Annotated in this window: 20 protein-coding genes and 1 pseudogene; 4 read left to right on the forward strand and 17 right to left on the reverse strand. The window is 44.2% G+C overall.

Translation table 11 applies throughout. From position 1 onward, the window contains the following. Nucleotides 1-346: 346 nt before the first annotated feature. Nucleotides 347-709 carry a hypothetical protein gene (locus AC0YNV_RS26930; RefSeq protein ID WP_475770791.1) on the reverse strand — a complete coding sequence of 121 codons (363 nt, stop codon included), beginning with the start codon at nucleotides 707-709 and terminating at the stop codon, nucleotides 347-349. A 355-nt stretch (nucleotides 710-1,064) separates the two neighbouring features. Here AC0YNV_RS26930 and AC0YNV_RS26935 point away from each other — a divergent pair, with 355 nt between their 5' ends. After that, a complete protein-coding gene (locus tag AC0YNV_RS26935; protein ID WP_475770792.1) occupies nucleotides 1,065-2,171 on the forward strand; it encodes a CapA family protein in 1,107 nt (368 codons plus the stop codon). A gap of 33 nt (nucleotides 2,172-2,204) precedes the next feature. Here AC0YNV_RS26935 and AC0YNV_RS26940 read toward each other — a convergent pair whose 3' ends face one another. From AC0YNV_RS26940 to AC0YNV_RS26975, 8 genes are all read right to left on the reverse strand, one after another. Continuing rightward, nucleotides 2,205-2,555, reverse strand: coding sequence for a DoxX family protein (locus tag AC0YNV_RS26940; protein ID WP_475770890.1), 351 nt, complete (start codon nucleotides 2,553-2,555; stop codon nucleotides 2,205-2,207). Between the two features lie 115 nt (nucleotides 2,556-2,670). Then, nucleotides 2,671-3,045, reverse strand: coding sequence for a MarR family winged helix-turn-helix transcriptional regulator (locus tag AC0YNV_RS26945; protein ID WP_475770793.1), 375 nt, complete (start codon nucleotides 3,043-3,045; stop codon nucleotides 2,671-2,673). Nucleotides 3,046-3,346: 301 nt separating this feature from the next. Next, nucleotides 3,347-3,523, reverse strand: a complete 177-nt coding sequence (locus AC0YNV_RS26950) for a hypothetical protein (protein ID WP_475770794.1) — start codon at nucleotides 3,521-3,523, stop codon at nucleotides 3,347-3,349. Between the two features lie 267 nt (nucleotides 3,524-3,790). Next, complete coding sequence (locus tag AC0YNV_RS26955; RefSeq protein ID WP_475770795.1) at nucleotides 3,791-4,993, reverse strand: macrolide family glycosyltransferase; 1,203 nt, start codon at nucleotides 4,991-4,993, stop codon at nucleotides 3,791-3,793. A 126-nt stretch (nucleotides 4,994-5,119) separates the two neighbouring features. Then, complete coding sequence (locus tag AC0YNV_RS26960; protein WP_475770796.1) at nucleotides 5,120-5,554, reverse strand: hypothetical protein; 435 nt, start codon at nucleotides 5,552-5,554, stop codon at nucleotides 5,120-5,122. Further along, nucleotides 5,535-5,909 (reverse strand): MerR family DNA-binding protein, encoded by a 375-nt coding sequence (locus AC0YNV_RS26965; protein ID WP_475770797.1) that lies wholly within the window; start codon nucleotides 5,907-5,909, stop codon nucleotides 5,535-5,537. Before AC0YNV_RS26965 ends, AC0YNV_RS26960 begins: the two co-directional genes overlap by 20 nt. A gap of 371 nt (nucleotides 5,910-6,280) precedes the next feature. After that, complete coding sequence (locus AC0YNV_RS26970; RefSeq protein WP_475770798.1) at nucleotides 6,281-7,498, reverse strand: MFS transporter; 1,218 nt, start codon at nucleotides 7,496-7,498, stop codon at nucleotides 6,281-6,283. Between the two features lie 72 nt (nucleotides 7,499-7,570). Continuing rightward, complete coding sequence (locus AC0YNV_RS26975; protein WP_475770799.1) at nucleotides 7,571-8,077, reverse strand: GNAT family N-acetyltransferase; 507 nt, start codon at nucleotides 8,075-8,077, stop codon at nucleotides 7,571-7,573. A 311-nt stretch (nucleotides 8,078-8,388) separates the two neighbouring features. On the opposite strand from AC0YNV_RS26975, the gene AC0YNV_RS26980 reads away from it, so the two are divergent. Next, on the forward strand, nucleotides 8,389-9,075 hold the full coding sequence (locus tag AC0YNV_RS26980; RefSeq protein ID WP_475770800.1) for an SIMPL domain-containing protein: 687 nt from the start codon (nucleotides 8,389-8,391) through the stop codon (nucleotides 9,073-9,075). Nucleotides 9,076-9,121: 46 nt separating this feature from the next. Here the strand turns inward: AC0YNV_RS26980 and AC0YNV_RS26985 are convergent, their stop codons facing one another. After that, entirely contained in the window at nucleotides 9,122-10,021 is a 900-nt protein-coding gene (locus tag AC0YNV_RS26985; RefSeq protein ID WP_475770801.1) for a LysR family transcriptional regulator, read from the reverse strand. Between the two features lie 194 nt (nucleotides 10,022-10,215). On the opposite strand from AC0YNV_RS26985, the gene AC0YNV_RS26990 reads away from it, so the two are divergent. After that, nucleotides 10,216-10,683: a DinB family protein gene (locus AC0YNV_RS26990; RefSeq protein ID WP_475770802.1), complete on the forward strand. Its 468-nt coding sequence runs from the start codon at nucleotides 10,216-10,218 to the stop codon at nucleotides 10,681-10,683. Nucleotides 10,684-11,110: 427 nt separating this feature from the next. On the opposite strand, the gene AC0YNV_RS26995 is transcribed toward AC0YNV_RS26990, so the two are convergent. Both AC0YNV_RS26995 and AC0YNV_RS27000 read right to left on the reverse strand, forming a co-directional pair. Next, nucleotides 11,111-11,980, reverse strand: a complete 870-nt coding sequence (locus tag AC0YNV_RS26995) for an alpha/beta fold hydrolase (RefSeq protein WP_475770803.1) — start codon at nucleotides 11,978-11,980, stop codon at nucleotides 11,111-11,113. Nucleotides 11,981-12,999: 1,019 nt separating this feature from the next. Beyond that, entirely contained in the window at nucleotides 13,000-14,049 is a 1,050-nt protein-coding gene (locus AC0YNV_RS27000; protein WP_475770804.1) for an aldo/keto reductase, read from the reverse strand. A gap of 298 nt (nucleotides 14,050-14,347) precedes the next feature. Between AC0YNV_RS27000 and AC0YNV_RS27005 the strand changes: the two genes are divergently transcribed. Beyond that, nucleotides 14,348-15,274 carry an AraC family transcriptional regulator gene (locus AC0YNV_RS27005; protein ID WP_475770805.1) on the forward strand — a complete coding sequence of 309 codons (927 nt, stop codon included), beginning with the start codon at nucleotides 14,348-14,350 and terminating at the stop codon, nucleotides 15,272-15,274. Between the two features lie 148 nt (nucleotides 15,275-15,422). Here the strand turns inward: AC0YNV_RS27005 and AC0YNV_RS27010 are convergent. The 5 genes and pseudogenes from AC0YNV_RS27010 to AC0YNV_RS27030 form a co-directional block, all read right to left on the reverse strand. Then, nucleotides 15,423-15,635: pseudogene (locus AC0YNV_RS27010) on the reverse strand (flavin reductase family protein); the annotation flags it as partial. A 346-nt stretch (nucleotides 15,636-15,981) separates the two neighbouring features. After that, nucleotides 15,982-16,860 carry an aminoglycoside phosphotransferase family protein gene (locus AC0YNV_RS27015; RefSeq protein ID WP_475770806.1) on the reverse strand — a complete coding sequence of 293 codons (879 nt, stop codon included), beginning with the start codon at nucleotides 16,858-16,860 and terminating at the stop codon, nucleotides 15,982-15,984. A 282-nt stretch (nucleotides 16,861-17,142) separates the two neighbouring features. After that, nucleotides 17,143-17,487 (reverse strand): hypothetical protein, encoded by a 345-nt coding sequence (locus tag AC0YNV_RS27020; RefSeq protein ID WP_210045853.1) that lies wholly within the window; start codon nucleotides 17,485-17,487, stop codon nucleotides 17,143-17,145. A 232-nt stretch (nucleotides 17,488-17,719) separates the two neighbouring features. Further along, the gene (locus AC0YNV_RS27025) at nucleotides 17,720-18,490 is read right to left on the reverse strand and encodes an endonuclease/exonuclease/phosphatase family protein (RefSeq protein ID WP_475770807.1); all 771 of its coding nucleotides are present in this window, start codon (nucleotides 18,488-18,490) and stop codon (nucleotides 17,720-17,722) included. Between the two features lie 249 nt (nucleotides 18,491-18,739). Beyond that, nucleotides 18,740-19,201 (reverse strand): GNAT family N-acetyltransferase, encoded by a 462-nt coding sequence (locus tag AC0YNV_RS27030; protein WP_475770808.1) that lies wholly within the window; start codon nucleotides 19,199-19,201, stop codon nucleotides 18,740-18,742. Nucleotides 19,202-19,257: the final 56 nt, after the last annotated feature.

A 19,257-nucleotide genomic window follows, 5' to 3' on the forward strand; every position in this document is an offset into this window, starting at 1 on the left:
ACGATTTATTGTTGTCCCCAAGCCGATCATTCAACAAATGACAGGTTTGAGGACTTTCTTATCTTACCTGAACGCAAGATTGGGCAATGGAAGTCGGCTATAGAAGGAGCATCTGTACCCCTGTAAAATGAGCATGACGGGTGATTTAATTAATTCATAGAATTCATTTAAAACGCAAAAAACGGAAGTGCTTGGAGCACTCCCGACTAAATTGTCTGCTTTTTCAGGGCAAGTTCACGCTGTTGTTCCGGTTTTGGAGAACACTATAGCTAAAATGTCCATGCCCGCAAGCGGGCATGGACATTTTAAAAAGGTTGAACTGAGTTGAAGTCTGCGGCAGAAGTGACTAGTTTACTTTTTTGGCGAATTCTTCTGGCGTATAACGGTGAGCGGCTACCAGTCGTCCGGATGCATTTTTTCCCCATCCGGATACAAGCACTTTCTTGCTGTCAGTCTTGATTTGAACTTCGAATTGAAACAGTTGAGCGACGTTTAATACACGGTAGTCGGATGATCCTGCAGCAAGTGTAAATGTTCTTGTAGCAACTAAAACCTTCTTTCCGTTCAAACGGAACAATTGAATTTTAACCCTTGCGCTGGAAAGGCCATTGTTTACCGCTTTTACTAAAAACGTTCTGGATTCACCCGGCAGTGTACTGATATTGATCGCATTTTCGACTGGACCTGTTGAATATGTTACAATTGACATCTTTCATCAACCTCCTTTGGATTTGATAGTCTATCTTATGCCGTAAGAGAACAACGGTTTGGATATATACCATCTCTATCTGAAAAGGGGCGCTTATAGATTCATAGACTAGGAAAATACCGATCGATTTGTTTTGCTGTGAGGCTATATCAAAAAACCACCTGAATTCAAGGTGGTTTTGCTTGTTCCATTATGGATTCTTCATTCTTGATATGCCCACCCTCAGGTACAATGTCATCTGCCGGGGCGGCCGAAGTCTCGTTTTCGTTCCCGAATCGGTCCCAAACACCAAGTCATCCCGGACAGCATATGGTGGCATAACGGATTTTAGCCTAATCGATCGGGGGACGATGGGATGTCAAAGGAAATTGTCGTTGCGGCAGTCGGTGATCTCTTGATGAAGCCGCTGCTCAACCGGTTGCTTCGTACCGGCGGGCATGGGGGCGGCACGGACGATCAAGAAGGGGCAAACTACAAGTACGGGCGGATGTTCGAACCAGTTGCCCATTATTTGCAGGATGCACATCTTACGATCGGCAATCTGGAGACTACCTTCGCAGGAGGTCCAGATGCAGGCTTTCGGAAGACAATGCGCAATCCGAAGAACGGCAATCCGCTGTTCAAAAGCCCTGACGCCTTCGCGCAGTCGCTGTCGGCTGCCGGCTTCGATGTGCTTGCTACAGCCAACAACCATTGCGCGGACTACGGCGTTCGCGGACTCAAAAGGACGCTAGACGTGCTCGACAAGTACGGCCTCGCCCACGCCGGAACCTATCGAACCGCGCAGGAATCACGGGGGCTCTGCGTGCGGAATGTCAAAGGCATCCGTATCGGCATTCTGTCGTATACGCGGGACACGAACGGCATGCCTATACCGAAGGGGCAGCCCGCTGGCGTCAAAAAACTCAACCGCGCGAAAATAAAAAACGACCTGAGACGGTTGCAGGCCGCCGCTGATTTTATTATCGTGTGCATGCACTTTGGATTCGAGTATGAACGTAGCCCTGCCGCCAATCAGAAGGAGTGGGTCCACTTCCTGTTCCGGCACGGCGCGGACGTGGTGCTGGGCTCGCATCCGCATGTCCTTCAGCCGGCGGTGATCAGAACTGTGAAGGACGTCTGGGGACGGACGAGGAAACGGTTGGCCATCTACTCGCTCGGCAACTTTATCTCCACCCGGCTGCACCGTAACGACGCCGCCCTGACCGGCATCATCGTTCGCCTCAAGCTCCGCAAAAACTCCAATGGCTCCATCCGGCTCTCTGGCGTCGAGGGAATACCAACCTGGGTAAGCATCGAAAAGCATGGCAAACCCGCGAAATGCCGCATCGTGCCGCTTCAAGAAGCGATTCGAAAGCGGGACGAATTTCCCGCGGAACAACTGCCGCGAATGAAACGCGCCTATCAAAGCACAGTACGCATGTACAAGGGGATATTGCCGTTTCCGGAAGACGCCCCCTGATTACCGTACTTGTTCACATCTACCGATTCAATATCAGAAATCAAAGTGATAAAGTGCAATCGTAATAGACAGCAGACAAAGTATTATAGATGGAATAGCTTTTTTAAATGGATCACGTGCGATCATAAGCAGAACAAAGGCTGCAGCAAGCATTGTCGCTCCCAACAGAAATCCGGATAACAACGCCGCGATTGGAAACCATATTCCCACAATCATCCCAATAGCGCATACAATTTCAATAGACCCTGTTAAGAGGTTAAATATGGAGGGAAGGCCAAATCGTTTAAACTCATTTGCCATTTTTCCAGAGATTATTGTAATACCTGTAATCATGAAGAAAATGCCCACTATAACTTTTAAAATAATCAATAACATATCCGTAATCACTCTCTTTCCCGTTTTCAATATTCGCTTTTTATATGCTATAGCATATATATGAGACTTCTTACTGTGCAACCTGATATTAAAATTCGGATTCTCGGATAAAAAGGATTTACACTTACTCATATTTTACGCTTGAATACAGTTTATCAAGGAGCGCATGCAACACCAGAAGTTCCTCCTTACTCAAATTTTTGGTTACATAATCATGAGCAGCCTTTACAATCGGCAAAAGCTTTATTTTGAGACCCGTTCCTTTGTCGCTGAGGAACAAGTTGTGGGAACGTTTGTCAGACTCATTTTGTATTCTTTTTACGATTCCCTTTTTTTCAAGTGAGTAGATCATCCTTACAACAGTGGTTTGATCTCTGTCAATAGCTTCGGCAAGCTCTTTCTGACTCGTTGCTCTTTCCCCGTCAAGTACACAGATAATTCCCCATTGGTCAGGAGTTACTTCATATTGTTTAAGCTTTTTTGTGAAAAAATTATTCATTTTCACATCAGTACGATGAACAAGGAAACCAGTGAGATTATATAATTCCAGATTATTTTTGTCTATAAATGCTCCTCTTCTCTGTAAGCGATTAACATATGCTATAGCATATAAAATAGATTAAATTCTCTTGTTTGTCAAATGGGATTTTAAGAATCATCATGCTCTCGCCGGGAAAGCTCATCAGCAAATCCTGCTTGGTAATTGGGTCCACCTCATTGGCTGCCTCGCAGCAGCCCTCGCATTTGACTATCGTGTCGTTAGCTTAACGTATTACTATGCCTTATAATTTACTCTTCATTTAAACATCAGGAATACTTCTATATAATTTTATCAATTGATTAACACAGTCCTCACATGTGAATTCCCCTTTGTTCTCCTCTACCATTTGTAAATTAGCGGCTGTAAGCATCAAAATGCTTTTAGCATCCGACTCACTTAAAGCAATAATTTTTTCTCTAATTCTTTCTAGCTCCAATATCTGAACCACACCCCTTATTTAAGGATTTAACATGAATGCCATTATAATCCTCAGCTGCTTAATCCTATTTTAAAAAATGGCTCTGTTTTCATTGAATATTAAAACACAGTTGATATTTACCTGTCTGCAATAATTTATGTTTCTTACTTATGGTAACATGTAATGAATATAACAGTTTCTTTTGGATTGCTATGTCGGCAATTAGGCAAATCATCTGCAATCACGATCTGTTGTTTGAGAAAACGATTTGTGAAATTGACTCATTTAGATATGATTTTGACTTTTAAATTCGAAGATCTCATCAACCGCTTGATGATATCCCCCTGATTTTCGAAAGGATTCCCTTATATTTGCAACAGCTTTCTTGAAGGATGGGTGGCTTAACACATGATCTACGGCTTCACGCAGTTGATTTGCAGTCACGCTCTGCATTTGTAATGCAATGCCTGCTCCGATATTGGCGACTCGCCCCGCAATCATCGGCTGATCCGCGCTTTGTGGGATTACAATTAACGGAACCCCATAATAGAGACCTTCATTGGTGCTGTTCATTCCACCATGTGTAATAAATAATTTAGTGTGTTGCAGTACATCAGTTTGTGGAACATAATTTTTTACAATGAAGTTATTAGGAATTTCCCCTAAATCAGAAATTTGGGTTCTATTCCCAATAGACATGACAATAGTATGATCAGTGCCCCCAAATGCCTCAAAACAAAGCTTATAGAAATCAATTGTTTGATTAAATACTGTACCCAGTGAAATGTAAATGGGGTTTGTCCCCTTGATTGCAGTTAAATCGAAGTTTTCTTGAGTGAATCGCGAAGAGATGGATGGGCCTACAAATTTATAAGTTTGGTCGAATGCTTCTCCGTAAGGTTGAAACTCCCTTGTTGTATAAACGATTGTAAGCGGCGCAGGATTACAAAATACTTCGTAAGGAGAATGGATCTCCACACCATATTTGTCCTTCACCATTGCCGTCAGGCTTTGAAATTTATCATTTATAGGTTTAACGATTTCTGAAGGGATTTTTATAGATAATTGTTCCAGCATTTTATCGAATGAACCATTTGTCTGCGCAAAAGAAGTACAAGAACTAATTGCAGGAAGCTTAAGAATTTGAGCAAGTAAACGTCCACAACCAAACATGGAATCATGGATGATGTAATCAAAATGTTCTCCTTTGATCTGTTCAAGAATGCTTGGTATCACTATATCTGCCGTAAGCAAAAGACCGTTGATTCGTTCAAGCAAATAATCTCTTCCACCCGAGATAAAGGCTTTGATAAATTTTTGATCGTCAAATGTTCGTACAAAGGCTCCCGTTTGCTCAATACGCTCCCGAAAAGCTTCTATAGAAAAGTACACGACCTCTTCTCCCCGCGAAATAAGCTCCTGCACAACTCCAATCGTTGGATTGATATGTCCCTCTGATCCACCATTAATAAATAAAACACGCGCCATTTCTATCACTCCTTGGGTATACGGTTAGAGTAAGGGGCACTGTCCCATACTATCGCTGAAATCAAATAACGGAATCAAGTTTATCATAGTACAATACTTGAAAATCTCAAAATTCGGACAGCTCTGTTACTGTGGTTGCAGACCATCGTACTGGTTTTTCTTCATTCTTGTGCCCAGTATGATGAGGGCCACATAGATTACAATGGCAATCGAATCTATAAGCGTATCCGTAAGCCCCGATGTGTCAATCAACGCTGTTACACCAAGAATAACCATCAGCCGGACGATCAGGATCCCCGCGATCATCCATACGGCAAAACGGATCTTTGATCGCTCGTTTTGGAATGACATGACAATGAAAGCGAGGCCGAAGACCAGATTCTCCGCCGTGATGACGTGCCAGACATAAGTGAATACTGTCCGGGTACCCACGGATATCGCCTCAATGTCGAGCATCGGCAGCGCGGTGGATTGCCCGTTCCATGCGTGCGTGACGGCAAACAACATCGCAAGGACGCCTGCAGTCAGATAATAAAAATTCCTAACCTTGATATTCACCACAACCTTCCTTGGAAATTCCCGGTTCGTTCTTGTGGATATCCTTGTAAATCTCGCGTACGGTCTTGGCCAGACGCTGGTCACTTTCGTTGTTAATGTCCCTTAGCGTTTCGGCTGCGAGGTCGAGCAGCCGACTGACCTTTTCCAGATGAGCAATCTTCTTGCGCGTTTCTGCGTTCTTGGCGTCGAGGAAAGCGGCAACCTCCTCACAGTAAGCATGGTCGATATTTTCCATGTTGCGGAAGCTAAACTTCCCCCTGATCTCGTCAAGAGTAAAATCTGCATACTGCATGATCTGAATATTCATCAAATCGATGAGATCGTTCTTCGAATACCTGCGGTACCGATTATCTTCCATACCATTGGAGCCAACTCCAATGTCAATTTATTTTTCATTTTTTTCGCAAAGATGTTTTTGAATAACATATTTGAATGGAAAACGGGACAGCTGCGGCTATGCAACTGTCCCGTTTTATTTCGTTTAAAAATTGATAACTGCCGCCCTTGGCTATTCCATGAAACTATAAGTGCGTTGCCTGCATAGCATAAAGCAACGATGTTTAGCTCATGTTAAATTGTAGCAACGCAACGCCCCTTCTCACTTCCATTTATTCTGTCTGTTAATTCACATAAAAATAGTGGAGTAGCTGCCGCGGCAGCTATTCCACTATTTTGCCCGTTCATCATCGCCAATTTCAATCAACCGTTTTTTCTATTCAAGTGAACGCATTATAAAATTTCGCTGTTTTGTATATGAAAATAGTTGGACTTTGAAGCAAAAAGAACTTTTAAAAATAGTATAATTCCGGATATCAGCGCCAAACCACATACCATAAGGCACACGAATTGTAATGAAATCAATTCCGCAATAAAACCAATAATAAGAGTCAACACAATTTGAATTAAGCCCTGTGTAACATCGGCTAAGCTGGAGAACCTGCCCATAATTGAAGCGGGGACATGGTTTTGAACAAAAGTGGTATAACCTGCACCGGCAAAAGACATAAAAAAACCTAATAATACAAAAGAAACAGCAGCAGAAATAAAATTAAACGAAGCATAAAAAGTGATATAAAACAGAGTTGAAAGTACTGTGCCAACACTCATATACCAGCGGTAAGATATTTTCTTAGCCATTATTGCAGCAACAGATGAACCTACTAATGCTCCAACGCCTGTCAGACTAATAATCGTTCCATAATCGCTTACCGACAATTGTAAATGTAATCGGATATAAGTTGCTTCCTGTGAATCGACTGAATAGCCAATTATCATAGCAAGTTGAAACAGTACGTAAATTATAAAAAAAAGTTTTGCCGTACTAATAAACCTTCCTACGAGCTTCCAATCCTCAATAAGAAGTTTCTTAGTCATTGGCTTAACCGGTTCCGGTTTTTTTTGGACATTGGGTAAGACAAAGATGATTAAAGCACAGACAATAAAACTTATTGCATTAAAGATAATACAAAAATCGGCATCCACTGTCATAATTAACAATCCGGAAATCGCAGGTCCAAGCAGAAATGCGCCTGAATTTACCATACTCATCACTGAGTTAAGCCTTTGACGATCCGCAGCAGGCACAATCTTTGTTATATAAACAGATGAACTTGGACCAAAAAACGAACCGAACAGGCTAATCATGAAGATCATCATGTATATCATCCAAAGCGAAGAAAGAAACGGAATAATAAAAACGAGACATCCCCGTACAACGTCAACGAGAATCATCAACTTTCTTACATTAACTCGATCTATAATACTGCCTGACCAAAGATTCGTAAATAATTGAGCGATCGGCTTAATCACAAACAATCCAGCAACAGCCGCTGCTGATCCCGTAAGATCAAGAATCTTGATGTTAATGGCTACAAAGTATATCCAATTTCCCAAATTTGAAAATCCAATGCCCGACACTAAAAGTAAAGTCGCTTTCCAATTATTCATCGTCGACCTCTTATCAGATGAGAATTATTTTCGATTCTGATCATATTGTACTCGCGTATCGCATCTTTTCGCTTATGGAACCATCATTACTTTTTTCATAATAAAATCATCCATGATGAATCCATTTCCGATATCCGCAATTTGTTCCCGTACGGTCAGGAAGCCTTTTTTCTCATATACTGCGATACTGGATTCGTTATGTCGATTGACCGTCAGCCAAATGTAGCTTAGATTCCGGGCTTTGCAGAGCTGCTCCAGGAATGCCAACGCTTGACTGGCATAGCCGCGTCCCCGGTGCTCCCTGCCTATATAAAACTTGCTCAGGAAGAGCTTGCCCTCTTCTTCTCTGACCGACATATATCCGACTGCGGAGCCATTCTGATGGATCAAGTAATATTCATAGCCCTGATGATGGATCTGATGCGTAATCGCTGGAACCGATTGGAACTTTTCAATCATGTAGTCAATCTGCTCGATTGTAATAATGGATACATAATATTCGCGCCATATTATCGCCGCCAATCGTGCCACATCTGCGATTTCTTCCGCTGTATTTACGTGTGGAAACATAAGCTTCATAACATATGCCCGCCTTTTCTGGATTTTCTCGCTTCATACTTTCAATAGATTAGCATAAATTTCAACAGAAGGTTAGTCACAACTGGCAAAGCATGCTGAAAGAAACTTCTCCAGCTCATAACAAGAACCAATACAATAAATACCATGCTGAACTCTTTAGCGTAACGAATAGCTGCCGCGCGGCAGCCATTCGGCATTGTGCAGTCGTGCGTCCTAATTGAAGTCACGACGTGAAACTTCAAAAGGGATGGAATCATCGCGACCGTTGATAAATACATATATATCAATGAACGGGAAAGGTTGATGCGCATATGTATTATTCTCATCCGTTGACTTCACCCGCTATGACGGCTGCTCCCTTATCTCACAATAACCGGCCATTGATTGAGGTTACAGGGGAAGGAAAGGTTTCAACGGCTCCGAACAGAGCCATTATTGTTCTAGGCGTAATAACGGAAAGCCCGAGTCTTGCAACCGCTCAAAGTGAAAATGCCGCTGCCGTAACAAACGTAATTAACGCCCTGTTAAGCTTAAACATTCCGAGGGAACAAATGCAGACGGTCACTTACAATATCGAAATTCAGTACGACTATGAGGATGGAACCCAAATTTTTAGAGGCTACCGGGTAACGCATCTGCTTCAGATCATGATAGATAGAGTTGAGCAGACGGGACTTGTCGTCGATACGGCTGTCAAGAGCGGAGCCAACTTCGTCTCAAGCATACGATTCACTATAACAAACCTCGAAATATACTATAATCAAGCTCTGTCGACTGCCATTCAAAATGCCGAAAGCAAAGCCAACACCATTGCAAGAACATTAGGTGTAACCTTGGTTAGAACCCCTGTAAAAATAACAGAGGAAACACGGGTTAATGAACCGCCTATCCCCTTTCAAGCCTCGCTGCTCGCAGAAGGTGCAGCCATTCCGACTCCGATCCAACCGGGGGAACTGGAAATCCGCGCTGTACTAAGAGCTCAGTATACCTATTTTTGATCGTCGTTTCTCTTCAGCCCTACTCAATGCCCCAGCAGTGTTAGTTTCATTTCCACATGTTTGTAATAGCAGTTTCGATGTAGACTCTCAAAGTCTTGATGAACGTGCGCATGGCGTATCCTATATATCTGTCGCTGCGGTAGATCAGACAAATGTCCTGAGAAGGCGTAGGATTCCTCAGGTGCACGACTTTGATGCCCGTATTGTGAAGATTATCCAGCAGCATTCTCGGCAGAACACAGGTGCCAGCTCCGCTCTGTACCAACTGGAGGAGGGAGGATAACGTCGTCGTCACCATATGCGGCTGCAGAGTAAACCCTCTATCCATGCAAAAGCGGTCGATCAGCTTGCGGTATTGATGATCGGGTGGGAACATGACCATCTTCAAGGCATTCAGCCTGTCCAAGGGGATGGAGCGTTCCGCGGCAAGGGGATCATTCATGCTTACCGCCAATGAGAACTCCTCGTGAAACAGGGGAATTGACGTGAGACGTTCATCGATAACAGATCCAATGGTTACGCCGACATCGATGCTTCTGTCCAGAATTTGTTCTGTTACTTTCATGGTTTCCAGAAGGGACAGCGAGATGGTGGGATAGGTCTGATGGAAGTTCAGCAGCAAGGCATTAAACATGAGGTCCGCGTCCCCGGGCAAGACGCCGATGGATAGCGATCCGCCTTGCATCTGCTTCAGATCAGCAATGGCGTCGCTCGCTTGCTGCAGATGCCCGAACACAGCAGCACCATGTTCATGAAGAATCGCTCCCGCTTCAGTAAGGACAATTGTTTTTCCCACACGATCGAACAACAGTACCCCTAATTCTTCTTCCAATCTCCTTATTTGCTGGCTGATGTTGGGAGGGCTCACTCCCATTTTTTCGGCTGCTCTCGAGAAGTGAAGCTCTTCACAAATCGCCATAAAATACTGTAATTGTTTTAACTCCATTGCTAACACCTGCCTTCAAATGCATCGCTGAATGCATGGTCAATGATTATAGTCATTCCATCATCTTTCTCAATCAATGAATAATCGTTAACTTATACTTAACGTTCCGGTAATGGCGACTGCATTGATGGAAGATTTCATGAGACCTATACTTGGAACATATCAAGCGCTTCATATCCAAGGAGGAAATAAACATGTCTGAAATGATTCTCAACACGGCAAAAACCGCACGTCAATTGGTGCAGCAGCAGGTGCAGGCCATCCCTGAGGAACTGTTCGACATTCAAACGGCAGGTTTCAACAATACAATCCGTTGGAATGTCGGCCATATGATTTATTGGATGGATAAGTATTCTACCCTAAGCTTCAGCTCCCCGTCGGCCATACCGGACTCGTATGATACGCTGTTTAACTCAGGAACAAAGCCCTTGGACTGGACGTTTGCTCCTCCAACGAAGGAAGAGTTGGTCGAGATGTTAACGGCGCAGCTTTCTCGCCTATCTGAGCTGACACCTGAAATGCTGGGCGAGAAGCTTTCAACTCCGTTTGCCTTGGGACCGTTCCAATTCAACACCTCCGGCGACTTGTTAAACTTCAAACTGATTCACGAAGCTTTTCACCTTGGAACGATATCGAGCCAGCTAAAGGTCCTGACAAGCTAACCCTAGAAAAACAAGAGTCCTATTTCATGGCGTCTCATCAGTGAGACAGTGCTTAGGAACCATCACTCTTCCGTCAACCATGAGAGGGGCGCTCTCAGTTTGCTCTTCCGATCCGTTTACAAACAGGCGAATATGTTGTTCGGCAACTACAGACGTTGCCGTCCCGATAAATATCCCTGCAGTCAGTATCAATGCCATAAATTTTCATCTTATTCCTTCTCACTGTAAAGCTCCTTTACATTTGATTGGTACGCTGAACTTATTTGAGACACAGGGTTATTCATCTTCTACACATATTCTCCATAACACCTCTTTTCCCCTACCGAGGTACATTACCAGTTAGTTCAATGCCGAGCAGTGCCTCTGTACAGAATCTCAGATTTTTCAAAAAAGCAAAAGGAGCTGGTGCGGCAGCTCCTTCGTTGTACTAGCCCATAAAATTGCGAAGTAGACCAGCCAATTGTTCAGGACGCTCCAAGGCCAGACAATGTCCACAATCCAATGATGCCAGCGTTACGTTTTCTGCGATAAGCCCGGCTACGCGATGAACTTCCCCATCCATGAAATACTCACCTCCTATTGCAATCACAGGCATCGTGAGTTTTCGCTGCATGTTCTTTTTAACGAAAGCAATGTTTTCAAAATCATTGCGATAAACTTCGAATATGGGACGCAGACCTCCCGGTCCGGCAGAACCGCGAACGACTTCATTAAGGAGCTCCTCTGAAATCGCACTTGGATCCAAACACTCGTCCCTCATCAATCTGTCCCAAAATTCTCTTTCCTTACCTGAGATTAAAAACTCAGGGACATCAGGCACAGCAAAAAAGATGATATGCCAAAACCAGTGATTGGAATAAACGTTCTCAGGCTTTAAAACGGACCAATCTTCCAATCCGAGACCCGGTAACATCATTTCGGAAAAAGAAAGCTTTTCCACCCTGTCCGGATATTTTGCCGCCAGTGCATAAGAGAAGGCTGCACCCCAGTCTTCGCCATGCACTTTATACGTATTATAGTCCAATCTTTCCATGAGCTGTGCAAGATCATCTGCAATATTATCCATACTATAGCCGCTCTTTGGTCTTCCAGAGTCTCCAAAACCGCGAACATCGGGTGCAATGACAGTATAGCGGTCAGTCAATAGGGGGATTAGCTTATACCAGTAAAACGAAGTCTTTGGTGCACCGTGCACAAGCAGCAAGGGTTCACCGGAGCCAGCGGTCACATAGTGGAGGCGAACTCCGTTGACCGTCTCACGTCCATGGATTACCTTATTCCCGCTGTGATCATACATTTGATTGGGATCGAATTGCTGCTATATATTTTCAGTTGACCCATGAAAAGGCTGAGTTTGAAGAAACCGGTTGAATTCATAATTTAAATAATGGCTCTTTTGGAGCAATTGATTCAAAACTACAGGGTTATGGCTGGAAGCGAGAAATTGTCTCACCTGGGTTTCCAATTGACGAAATGCATAATCCCAGGTATCTAAAGATTGCCTTCTTTCATCCGAAACCCCTCTAACTCTATTTATAAACGATATATACCCGGTTCTTCTGGAGCAACCATCTATTATGCTGTTGCAGGTTTGAATAGGATCCTGGTTCGTATCTCGATAATTGTTGTACAAACTTATGTCCTCCTTGTAATGATCATGTAATTAAGCTATGCGGGCAAGTGCCTAGAGGTGAGGGTGTTAATGATTATTGCCCCATAGTCCAATACAAGCAGAGATTACCACCATGCGAAGGAGTTCTTGTCATTCAAATTTGACAAAACTTTATCCCATAACGCAAAAAATCCGCTATTTACGCGGCCTTTAACGAGATAATGCTTATGTCATCCGACTATTTGTATCGATTTTATATAAACAGGCGCTGACGCTGATACCCTAAGCTTGCAGGAACAAAAGGACAGCCATTTGAACATGGAAGATAAATAAAAGCTGCTAGTGCATAATTCGCTATCCCAGGCACCAAAATATGCACAAAGCAAGAACCGGGGTTTCAATGAGAATTACAGCTGCCTTTAAAAAAGGTGTTATTCCCCGTTTCATTGTCATTAACTTTACCATTTTATTTAAATATTCTTTTAAATAAAAAAAGCATCCCTCTTTACAAAGGAATGCTTACAAGGTATAACTACCCTTACTGAAATCAATCTCCCCGTCGTTTCCACATTAACCTGCTATCGACGGACAGCAATCCATCTGCGACTAAATCCTTGAAATATTAATTCCGCCACTCCGCTTGTTTGAAGACCAAGCGTATGATGAAACCGGTTGGTGTCGGTCAATTGCTGTATCTCCTGCGTCTACTGCGGACCAAAACGCCTCTCGACAGGTTCCAGCCTGCCATTTTTTTGGAATTCAACCATCCATCCCGGATATTCGGGCGGAAGTGCGCTTACCTCATTGAGAAGCCGAATTTCTTCATCGGTCAGCTCCAGATTCTCGGCAGCCAGGTTTGCCTCAAGCTGGTCAAGCCGCTTCGCGCCAACAAGAACGGAGGTTACGACGGGTCTGGTCAACAGCCACGCCAAAGCGACGACGGCCGGGGTTGTTCCATGCGCCTCCGCAATGGGTTTAAGGGTGTCAATAATGTTCCAAGCGCGCTCCTTGTCCACAATCGGAAAATCGGCTGCCGACCGGCGTGAATCTTCCGCCTTTTGGTTGTGACGGTCGTAACGGCCTGACAGCAGACCGCCCGCAAGCGGACTCCAGACCAGCAAACCCATTTTTTTCGCTTCCAGCATCGGTGCCAGCTCACGTTCCAGATCACGGCCGGCGAGGGAATAATAAGCCTGAAGCGTTTCAAAACGGGCCATGTTTTTATGTTTCGAAATACTTAACGCATCTGCAATTTTCCAGGCATGCCAGTTGGATACTCCAATGTACCGGACTTTCCCTTGTGTAACCAAATCATCGAGCGCCCGTAAGGTTTCTTCAACAGGAGTCAAGAAATCATCGAGATGGATTTGGTAAAGGTCGATATAATCCATTTGCAGCCGCTTCAAGCTGGCATCCACGGCATCCATGATATGGCCTCTTGAAGCTCCCACATCATTCCGGCCCTGTCCGACCCGCATAGCCGCTTTGGTAGCCACGACGACATCTTTCCGCGTTATCCCCAGGTTGCGAAACGATCGGCCAAGCGTGATTTCGCTTTCGCCATCGCTATAAACATCGGCTGTATCAAAGAAGTTGATGCCGGCATCCACACTCTTTTTTACCATCTGCTCCGCTTCTTCTTGTCCGACTGAACCGACAAATTTATATATCCCCTGGCCGCTGCTGAAGGTCATGGCGCCCAACGCGAGCCGTGAAACCAGTAAACCTGTATTGCCAAGTTGCTTGTACTTCATTTGGAATAGCCTCCTTGTTCTCAAAAGAGTAACATATTTTAGCTGGGGAACGATTCATCATAAGCTGCTTAATCTTTCCCTGACACAAGTTATTATAGTAGCATTCCCGTTTGGAACGATAGTTCATTCATACGGATTTTCTGCCTAATCATCCTGAATCGCAGATTGAGAAATGTTGAACAAGGAGGGACATGCAGCAGAAAGCCGTTCATAGAACGAGCGATCAGACTCATTGCTTTTCTTTTTCTCCCATGTTTAAATATTGCCTAAGAATACAAACGAAAGAGGGACAAAAGGAATGAACAACAATCAGGCAGATGTGAAGGTGATCCTTAACCGGCTGCTTGTCACAGGCATGCAAATTCCTTTCAGCGCGAGGATTATGCAGACGGCGGTCCCTTTTTTGACCGTTTTAAAGGAAAGCAGCCCTACCTTGTTGTCTCATGGAGTCCTCAAGCCATCCCTTTGTATCGTTTTACAAGGAAGAAAGAGACTGCAGATTGGCCCAAAGGTTATTGAATATGAAGCGGGAGACTTTCTGGCTGCAAGCGTAGATATGCCGGTCAACGGACAGGTGACGGAAGCTGCGGCTGATTCGCCATACATGGCTTTACGGATCGAGCTTACTCCGGGAGAAGTAGCCGCCGTCGCTGCGGAAGCCGATTTGGTCCCCCGTCCGCAAACAGGATTGAAGCCGGGTATCTTTGTAGGAAAGCCTAGCGTGGAAGTATATGAAGGTTTTGAAAAGCTCCTCCGGCTGTCGTCAGACGCCAGAGCGGCCAATTACCTCGCTTCAGCCGTAAAACGAGAGATTATTTACCGTTTATTAGACGGTGAAGATGGAGCGCTTTTTTATAATAACATGTTATTGCATCAGGAAGCTTCCGGCATCAGCAAAGTGATTGACTGGATCAAGGCCAACTTCGACAGCCCCTTCACGATTGAGGAACTGGCCGATCTGGGGAATATGAGCGCCTCAAATTTACACTATAAATTCAAAGAAGTAACCGCTATGGCCCCATTGCAGTATCAAAAGCGGCTTCGGCTTCAGGAGGCGCGCAGACTGCTGCTTGACGGGGTCAACGTGACAGAAACGGCGCTGCGCGTCGGTTATCAAAGCTCTACGCAATTCAGCCGTGAATATAAAAGACTGTTTGGGCTTTCGCCGTTGCAAGATATTCGGACAATAATCCATGAGGGCCGGCAGCATGCAGAGAATGGATAACGTCGGCAGGTCAGTTGGTCAGTTCGATTCGCGTGCCGAAGCAGCTCCTTCATCAAATTGTGTGCAGAAGCTGACTTTCGAACCGGAGCGAACCTTTTCAAAACTGCTTCTGCTGTTGTTGTCATATTGATTTTGCCTATTTTCCTATTCACCTATTCACTGGGTTCGCCGATCCGAAAACCGGAGCTAATTTTGATGTTGACAGCTGCTCGCCAAGACCGAAATACTCACAGAAATTCATAATCATCGGATTCCATTTCGAAGGATCGACATAGTTTGAGTTTGCGTCCATTAGAAGATCATCTTCGATATGAACTTTTTCGATGCGTACTTCAATGGCGACAAGGGAGCTTGGTTCTTTTTTCATTGATCGTACTCATAAGCACGACAGAGGAGCCAAAGTACAGAATTTTGGGTTCGATTACCTTATGCATAACAGCTTCACTTCTCCCTGGATCAATTTTTAATTAATGTATCACAAACCTTTTAAGTGTTATACGGATATAGAATAAGACAGCAAGATTGCAAAGGTGTAAATTCCTGACAGCCAGCGATTTAGTTTTAGCCTGGGCGCTCGAAGATAATGTATTCGCGATTGACTGCCCGGTCCCTTAATGAACAAAAAAAGGAGCTGCCATCAGGCAAGGCTCCTCCACTAACGTGACTAGTTATCGTAATAAACTATCGCTCGACACAATACATATCCGCTATTCGCTCAGTAAAATATCGATAACCTTCTTCGCTTCTCTTACAGACAGGGATTCCTTATCCTCCCAAGCGTATGTTATCAGTGCTTTCCATAACGCCCAGCCTCTTGCCCTGTTTTCCGTTTCAATATCAAGGCCTGTAGATTGAAGAAACACTTTCCTGCTTTTGTCATCAAAAAATGTCCATGCCATGGTTAATTCTACTGCAGGATCGCCAACTGCCATTATGCCAAAGTCAATTACACTTGACAATTTGCCGTTCTTGACAAGAAGATTTCCTGGATTGATGTCACCGTGAATCCAAACAGGCTTTTTTGTCCATTCGGTTGCTGTTGCTTGATGCCATATTTTTAGACACTTTTCTGCATCAGCTAACCCTCCCAGAGTTTCAAGGGCTGCTAAAGTCCAATCGTTGAGTACAGTTAGAGGACAACCTCTAAAATAATTATGCTCCCCACCTGCAGGACCTTTCGATGCGTCGATTCTTTGAAGCTCCTTTATAAATATAGACAGATCTACGGCAAATTCATTAATAGCTGAGATATTGTCATGCCTTACGGTTTCTCCGTCAATCCACCTGTTAACTGACCAGTAAAAGGGGTAATCTTCGCCGGGCCTTCCTTTTGCCAGAGGAACAGGAATAGGCAGCGAAAGATGAGGTCTTAGCTCTGGCAGCCATTGCGCTTCTTTCTCAACCTGCGGAGCGTGACCTTCGTCTCTTGGCAGCCTCACACTCATCTCATCGCCCAAATGAAATGTAAAGTTGTCATATCCACCCTTTTCAACAGGCTTGACAGGTATGTCTGCCCATTGAGGAAATTGCTTGCTTATTAGCCTGCGTACTAAATCGGTATTTATTTGGTCAACACTAAAAGACATATAGGTCCCTCCGTATTTTGGTATTTGCACGGAAGGGATCAGTGCAAGCTATTATCCCTTCCGCACCTCGAATGTCAAAGTATGGCCAGCGGCTTTAATGGTTCTCACGATAATCACTCGCTTTCTAAAAGGATAAGTTCATATTATCCCAGAGGAAATATTGTGGCAATAGTAATGTATGATGTATTCAACATTCATCGTAACTATCCGTTACTTAAACAAACGAAAAAAGGAGTTGCCGCGCGGCAAGCTCCTCACTAACGTGCCTCTTATAAATTCATATTACTTGGAAGAAGACCGCCATCTCCGGCGTGTCTTGTTCTTTAGACCCCGTGCTCCGAGAATGCCAATAGAGCTGGAAGTGAAAACCCCTGGAAACGAAGGAAGCGCAGCGGAAACGAAAGCAACTTTGAACCCAGCTTGGTTACTGGTGACAGCTGATCTGAATATGGCTGTGAATTTGCCCTTGGAATCCGTAATCGTAATGCCAGGAATAACCGCTCCAAGCGTACTGTCGAGTACGGAGAAGATGACGACGATTCCGGCAGCAGCCCGCCCTTTAACGAGTACTTGTCCCGAAAGAGTCGAGGATTCGCCAGCTTGTATTAAGCTTGGTACCGCAATCATATTAATAGATGCTTTTTTCCGTTTTGTTGAATAATCCCCCACCATAAACACCCCCGTTTGCCGAGACATTATATGACAATATATGAAAATAGCGATGATATGGTGTGGGCTAATCCAAAAGATTGGAGGAGCATGCCAAAAAGAACCCTGGATTAAAAGAGTTCTTTTCGCCATATTGGTTTATCATCCGGCAATTTTATATCTTTTCTATCTTTTTCCCGGAATAGAAACCTCAATTCAGCCTTAACGATGCAACTACCGGATAATGATCAGAAGGATAGCGACCCTCATACTTCTTGCGATTAATAAGGACGGATGCGATTTGAACCTCTTCCGTGACATAAATATAGTCGATTGGTTCTCCGATTTCGCCGCCCTCAAAGCCATGATAGGTGCTGCCAACCTGCTTCTCAGTCAAAGCAGCGTATACATTGATCAGATTAGTCTCATTCAAGATCGTAATGACATCGCTTTCAGGATAACTGTTAAAGTCACCTGCCAGGACGGCATGAATTCCTTTCTCGCTGCATAAGCCGCCTATCCGCTGCATAATAAGCTGGATGCCTTTCGTTCTCGCCTCCGTACTCATATGATCCAAATGGGTGTTGAATATATATAAGCGCTTCCCGCTTTGCATTCCGAGCTGGACCCATGTACAGATCCGCGGACAGGCTGTATTCCAACTCCTATAGCCAAGCTGTTCGGGATGCTCCGATAACCCGAAAGTACCGCTTTGTAAAACTTCCAGGCTGCTTCGGAGGTAAAAGATTGCGTTGTGCTCGTCTTCTTGCCCGCCTTGCCGCCCTTCTCCTACCCAAGCATAATCCGGCAGCAGACTTTCCAGTTCCTTCAGCATCGCGTAGGATCCTTCTTGCGTACAAATAATCGGTGCACGAGATTCATGAATGACCTCAGCCACTTCCGAAACGCGGTTCGGCCATGCATTTGCACCGTCCTGTTTGACATTGATGCGAAGATTAAAAGTCATGACTTTCAATTCCATTCTTTGCCTCCTATTCATGCGTGCCTCATAGAATGATTAAGTATAATCTACCATAAGAAACGCATTCGGATTACAAAAAGAATTATATAATTCCTCCAATGCGTAGAGGGCAGCGGCAGCAAACTGTATGTTCATTGGCGTGTTGTTCAAATGATCCTGATCGTATATGACGTCAACGAGCGGGATTTGTATGAGCTTACTCGTTTCATGGGAGACGCATCTTTTTAATTTCGATGGCACATACTCAAATCACCAATGCTTTTCCATGGCTTCTTCACATCGAAAAAAGCCATTTCTTGAATAAAACGGCACACTTTCGCTACTTGGCCAAAGGATAAGAAACTCTACGCTGTTCTCTTTTGACCACAGCTCCATAGCGATATGAATTTTGGTACCCATACCTTGACTTCTAAAACCGGGGCGAGTATAGACGTTGGTAACATAGCCGAAATAAGGGTCCGGAGACTTGCCTGGCCTCGGTACTTTATGTATCAGTTGCAAATACATATGCGATACTATATTTTTTTCAACTTCCGCAACCCAAATGTACCAATCTCCGCCTTTTATCGCTTTTATCAAAAATTCGCTACAAATCTTGTGAAACTCTTCAAAGCTAGCTATACCTTTGCTGTGCTCATCTTCTGAGAATTCCCAACGCATTTGAACAAGTTCATCAACATCGTCTAAAGTAGCCAATCGAACTATTGCCATACATGCACCTCTTTGATTTGTATATGAACTTTCGATTTGCTGCTATTTCATTCGGT

It is taken from the genome of Paenibacillus sp. JT31N11 (assembly GCF_056269285.1).

What these genes read in the sequence shown, in the direction of transcription:
- AC0YNV_RS26930 (WP_475770791.1), bottom strand. Translation starts at nt 709, where the DNA reads ATGTCAATTGTAACATATTCAACAGGTCCAGTCGAAAATGCGATCAAT.
- AC0YNV_RS26935 (WP_475770792.1), top strand. Translation starts at nt 1,065, where the DNA reads ATGTCAAAGGAAATTGTCGTTGCGGCAGTCGGTGATCTCTTGATGAAG.
- AC0YNV_RS26945 (WP_475770793.1), bottom strand. Translation starts at nt 3,045, where the DNA reads ATGAATAATTTTTTCACAAAAAAGCTTAAACAATATGAAGTAACTCCT.
- AC0YNV_RS26955 (WP_475770795.1), bottom strand. Translation starts at nt 4,993, where the DNA reads ATGGCGCGTGTTTTATTTATTAATGGTGGATCAGAGGGACATATCAAT.
- AC0YNV_RS26965 (WP_475770797.1), bottom strand. Translation starts at nt 5,909, where the DNA reads ATGGAAGATAATCGGTACCGCAGGTATTCGAAGAACGATCTCATCGAT.
- AC0YNV_RS26970 (WP_475770798.1), bottom strand. Translation starts at nt 7,498, where the DNA reads ATGAATAATTGGAAAGCGACTTTACTTTTAGTGTCGGGCATTGGATTT.
- AC0YNV_RS26975 (WP_475770799.1), bottom strand. Translation starts at nt 8,077, where the DNA reads ATGAAGCTTATGTTTCCACACGTAAATACAGCGGAAGAAATCGCAGAT.
- AC0YNV_RS26980 (WP_475770800.1), top strand. Translation starts at nt 8,389, where the DNA reads ATGTATTATTCTCATCCGTTGACTTCACCCGCTATGACGGCTGCTCCC.
- AC0YNV_RS26985 (WP_475770801.1), bottom strand. Translation starts at nt 10,021, where the DNA reads ATGGAGTTAAAACAATTACAGTATTTTATGGCGATTTGTGAAGAGCTT.
- AC0YNV_RS26990 (WP_475770802.1), top strand. Translation starts at nt 10,216, where the DNA reads ATGTCTGAAATGATTCTCAACACGGCAAAAACCGCACGTCAATTGGTG.
- AC0YNV_RS26995 (WP_475770803.1), bottom strand. Translation starts at nt 11,980, where the DNA reads ATGTATGATCACAGCGGGAATAAGGTAATCCATGGACGTGAGACGGTC.
- AC0YNV_RS27000 (WP_475770804.1), bottom strand. Translation starts at nt 14,049, where the DNA reads ATGAAGTACAAGCAACTTGGCAATACAGGTTTACTGGTTTCACGGCTC.
- AC0YNV_RS27005 (WP_475770805.1), top strand. Translation starts at nt 14,348, where the DNA reads ATGAACAACAATCAGGCAGATGTGAAGGTGATCCTTAACCGGCTGCTT.
- AC0YNV_RS27015 (WP_475770806.1), bottom strand. Translation starts at nt 16,860, where the DNA reads ATGTCTTTTAGTGTTGACCAAATAAATACCGATTTAGTACGCAGGCTA.
- AC0YNV_RS27020 (WP_210045853.1), bottom strand. Translation starts at nt 17,487, where the DNA reads ATGATTGCGGTACCAAGCTTAATACAAGCTGGCGAATCCTCGACTCTT.
- AC0YNV_RS27025 (WP_475770807.1), bottom strand. Translation starts at nt 18,490, where the DNA reads ATGGAATTGAAAGTCATGACTTTTAATCTTCGCATCAATGTCAAACAG.
- AC0YNV_RS27030 (WP_475770808.1), bottom strand. Translation starts at nt 19,201, where the DNA reads ATGGCAATAGTTCGATTGGCTACTTTAGACGATGTTGATGAACTTGTT.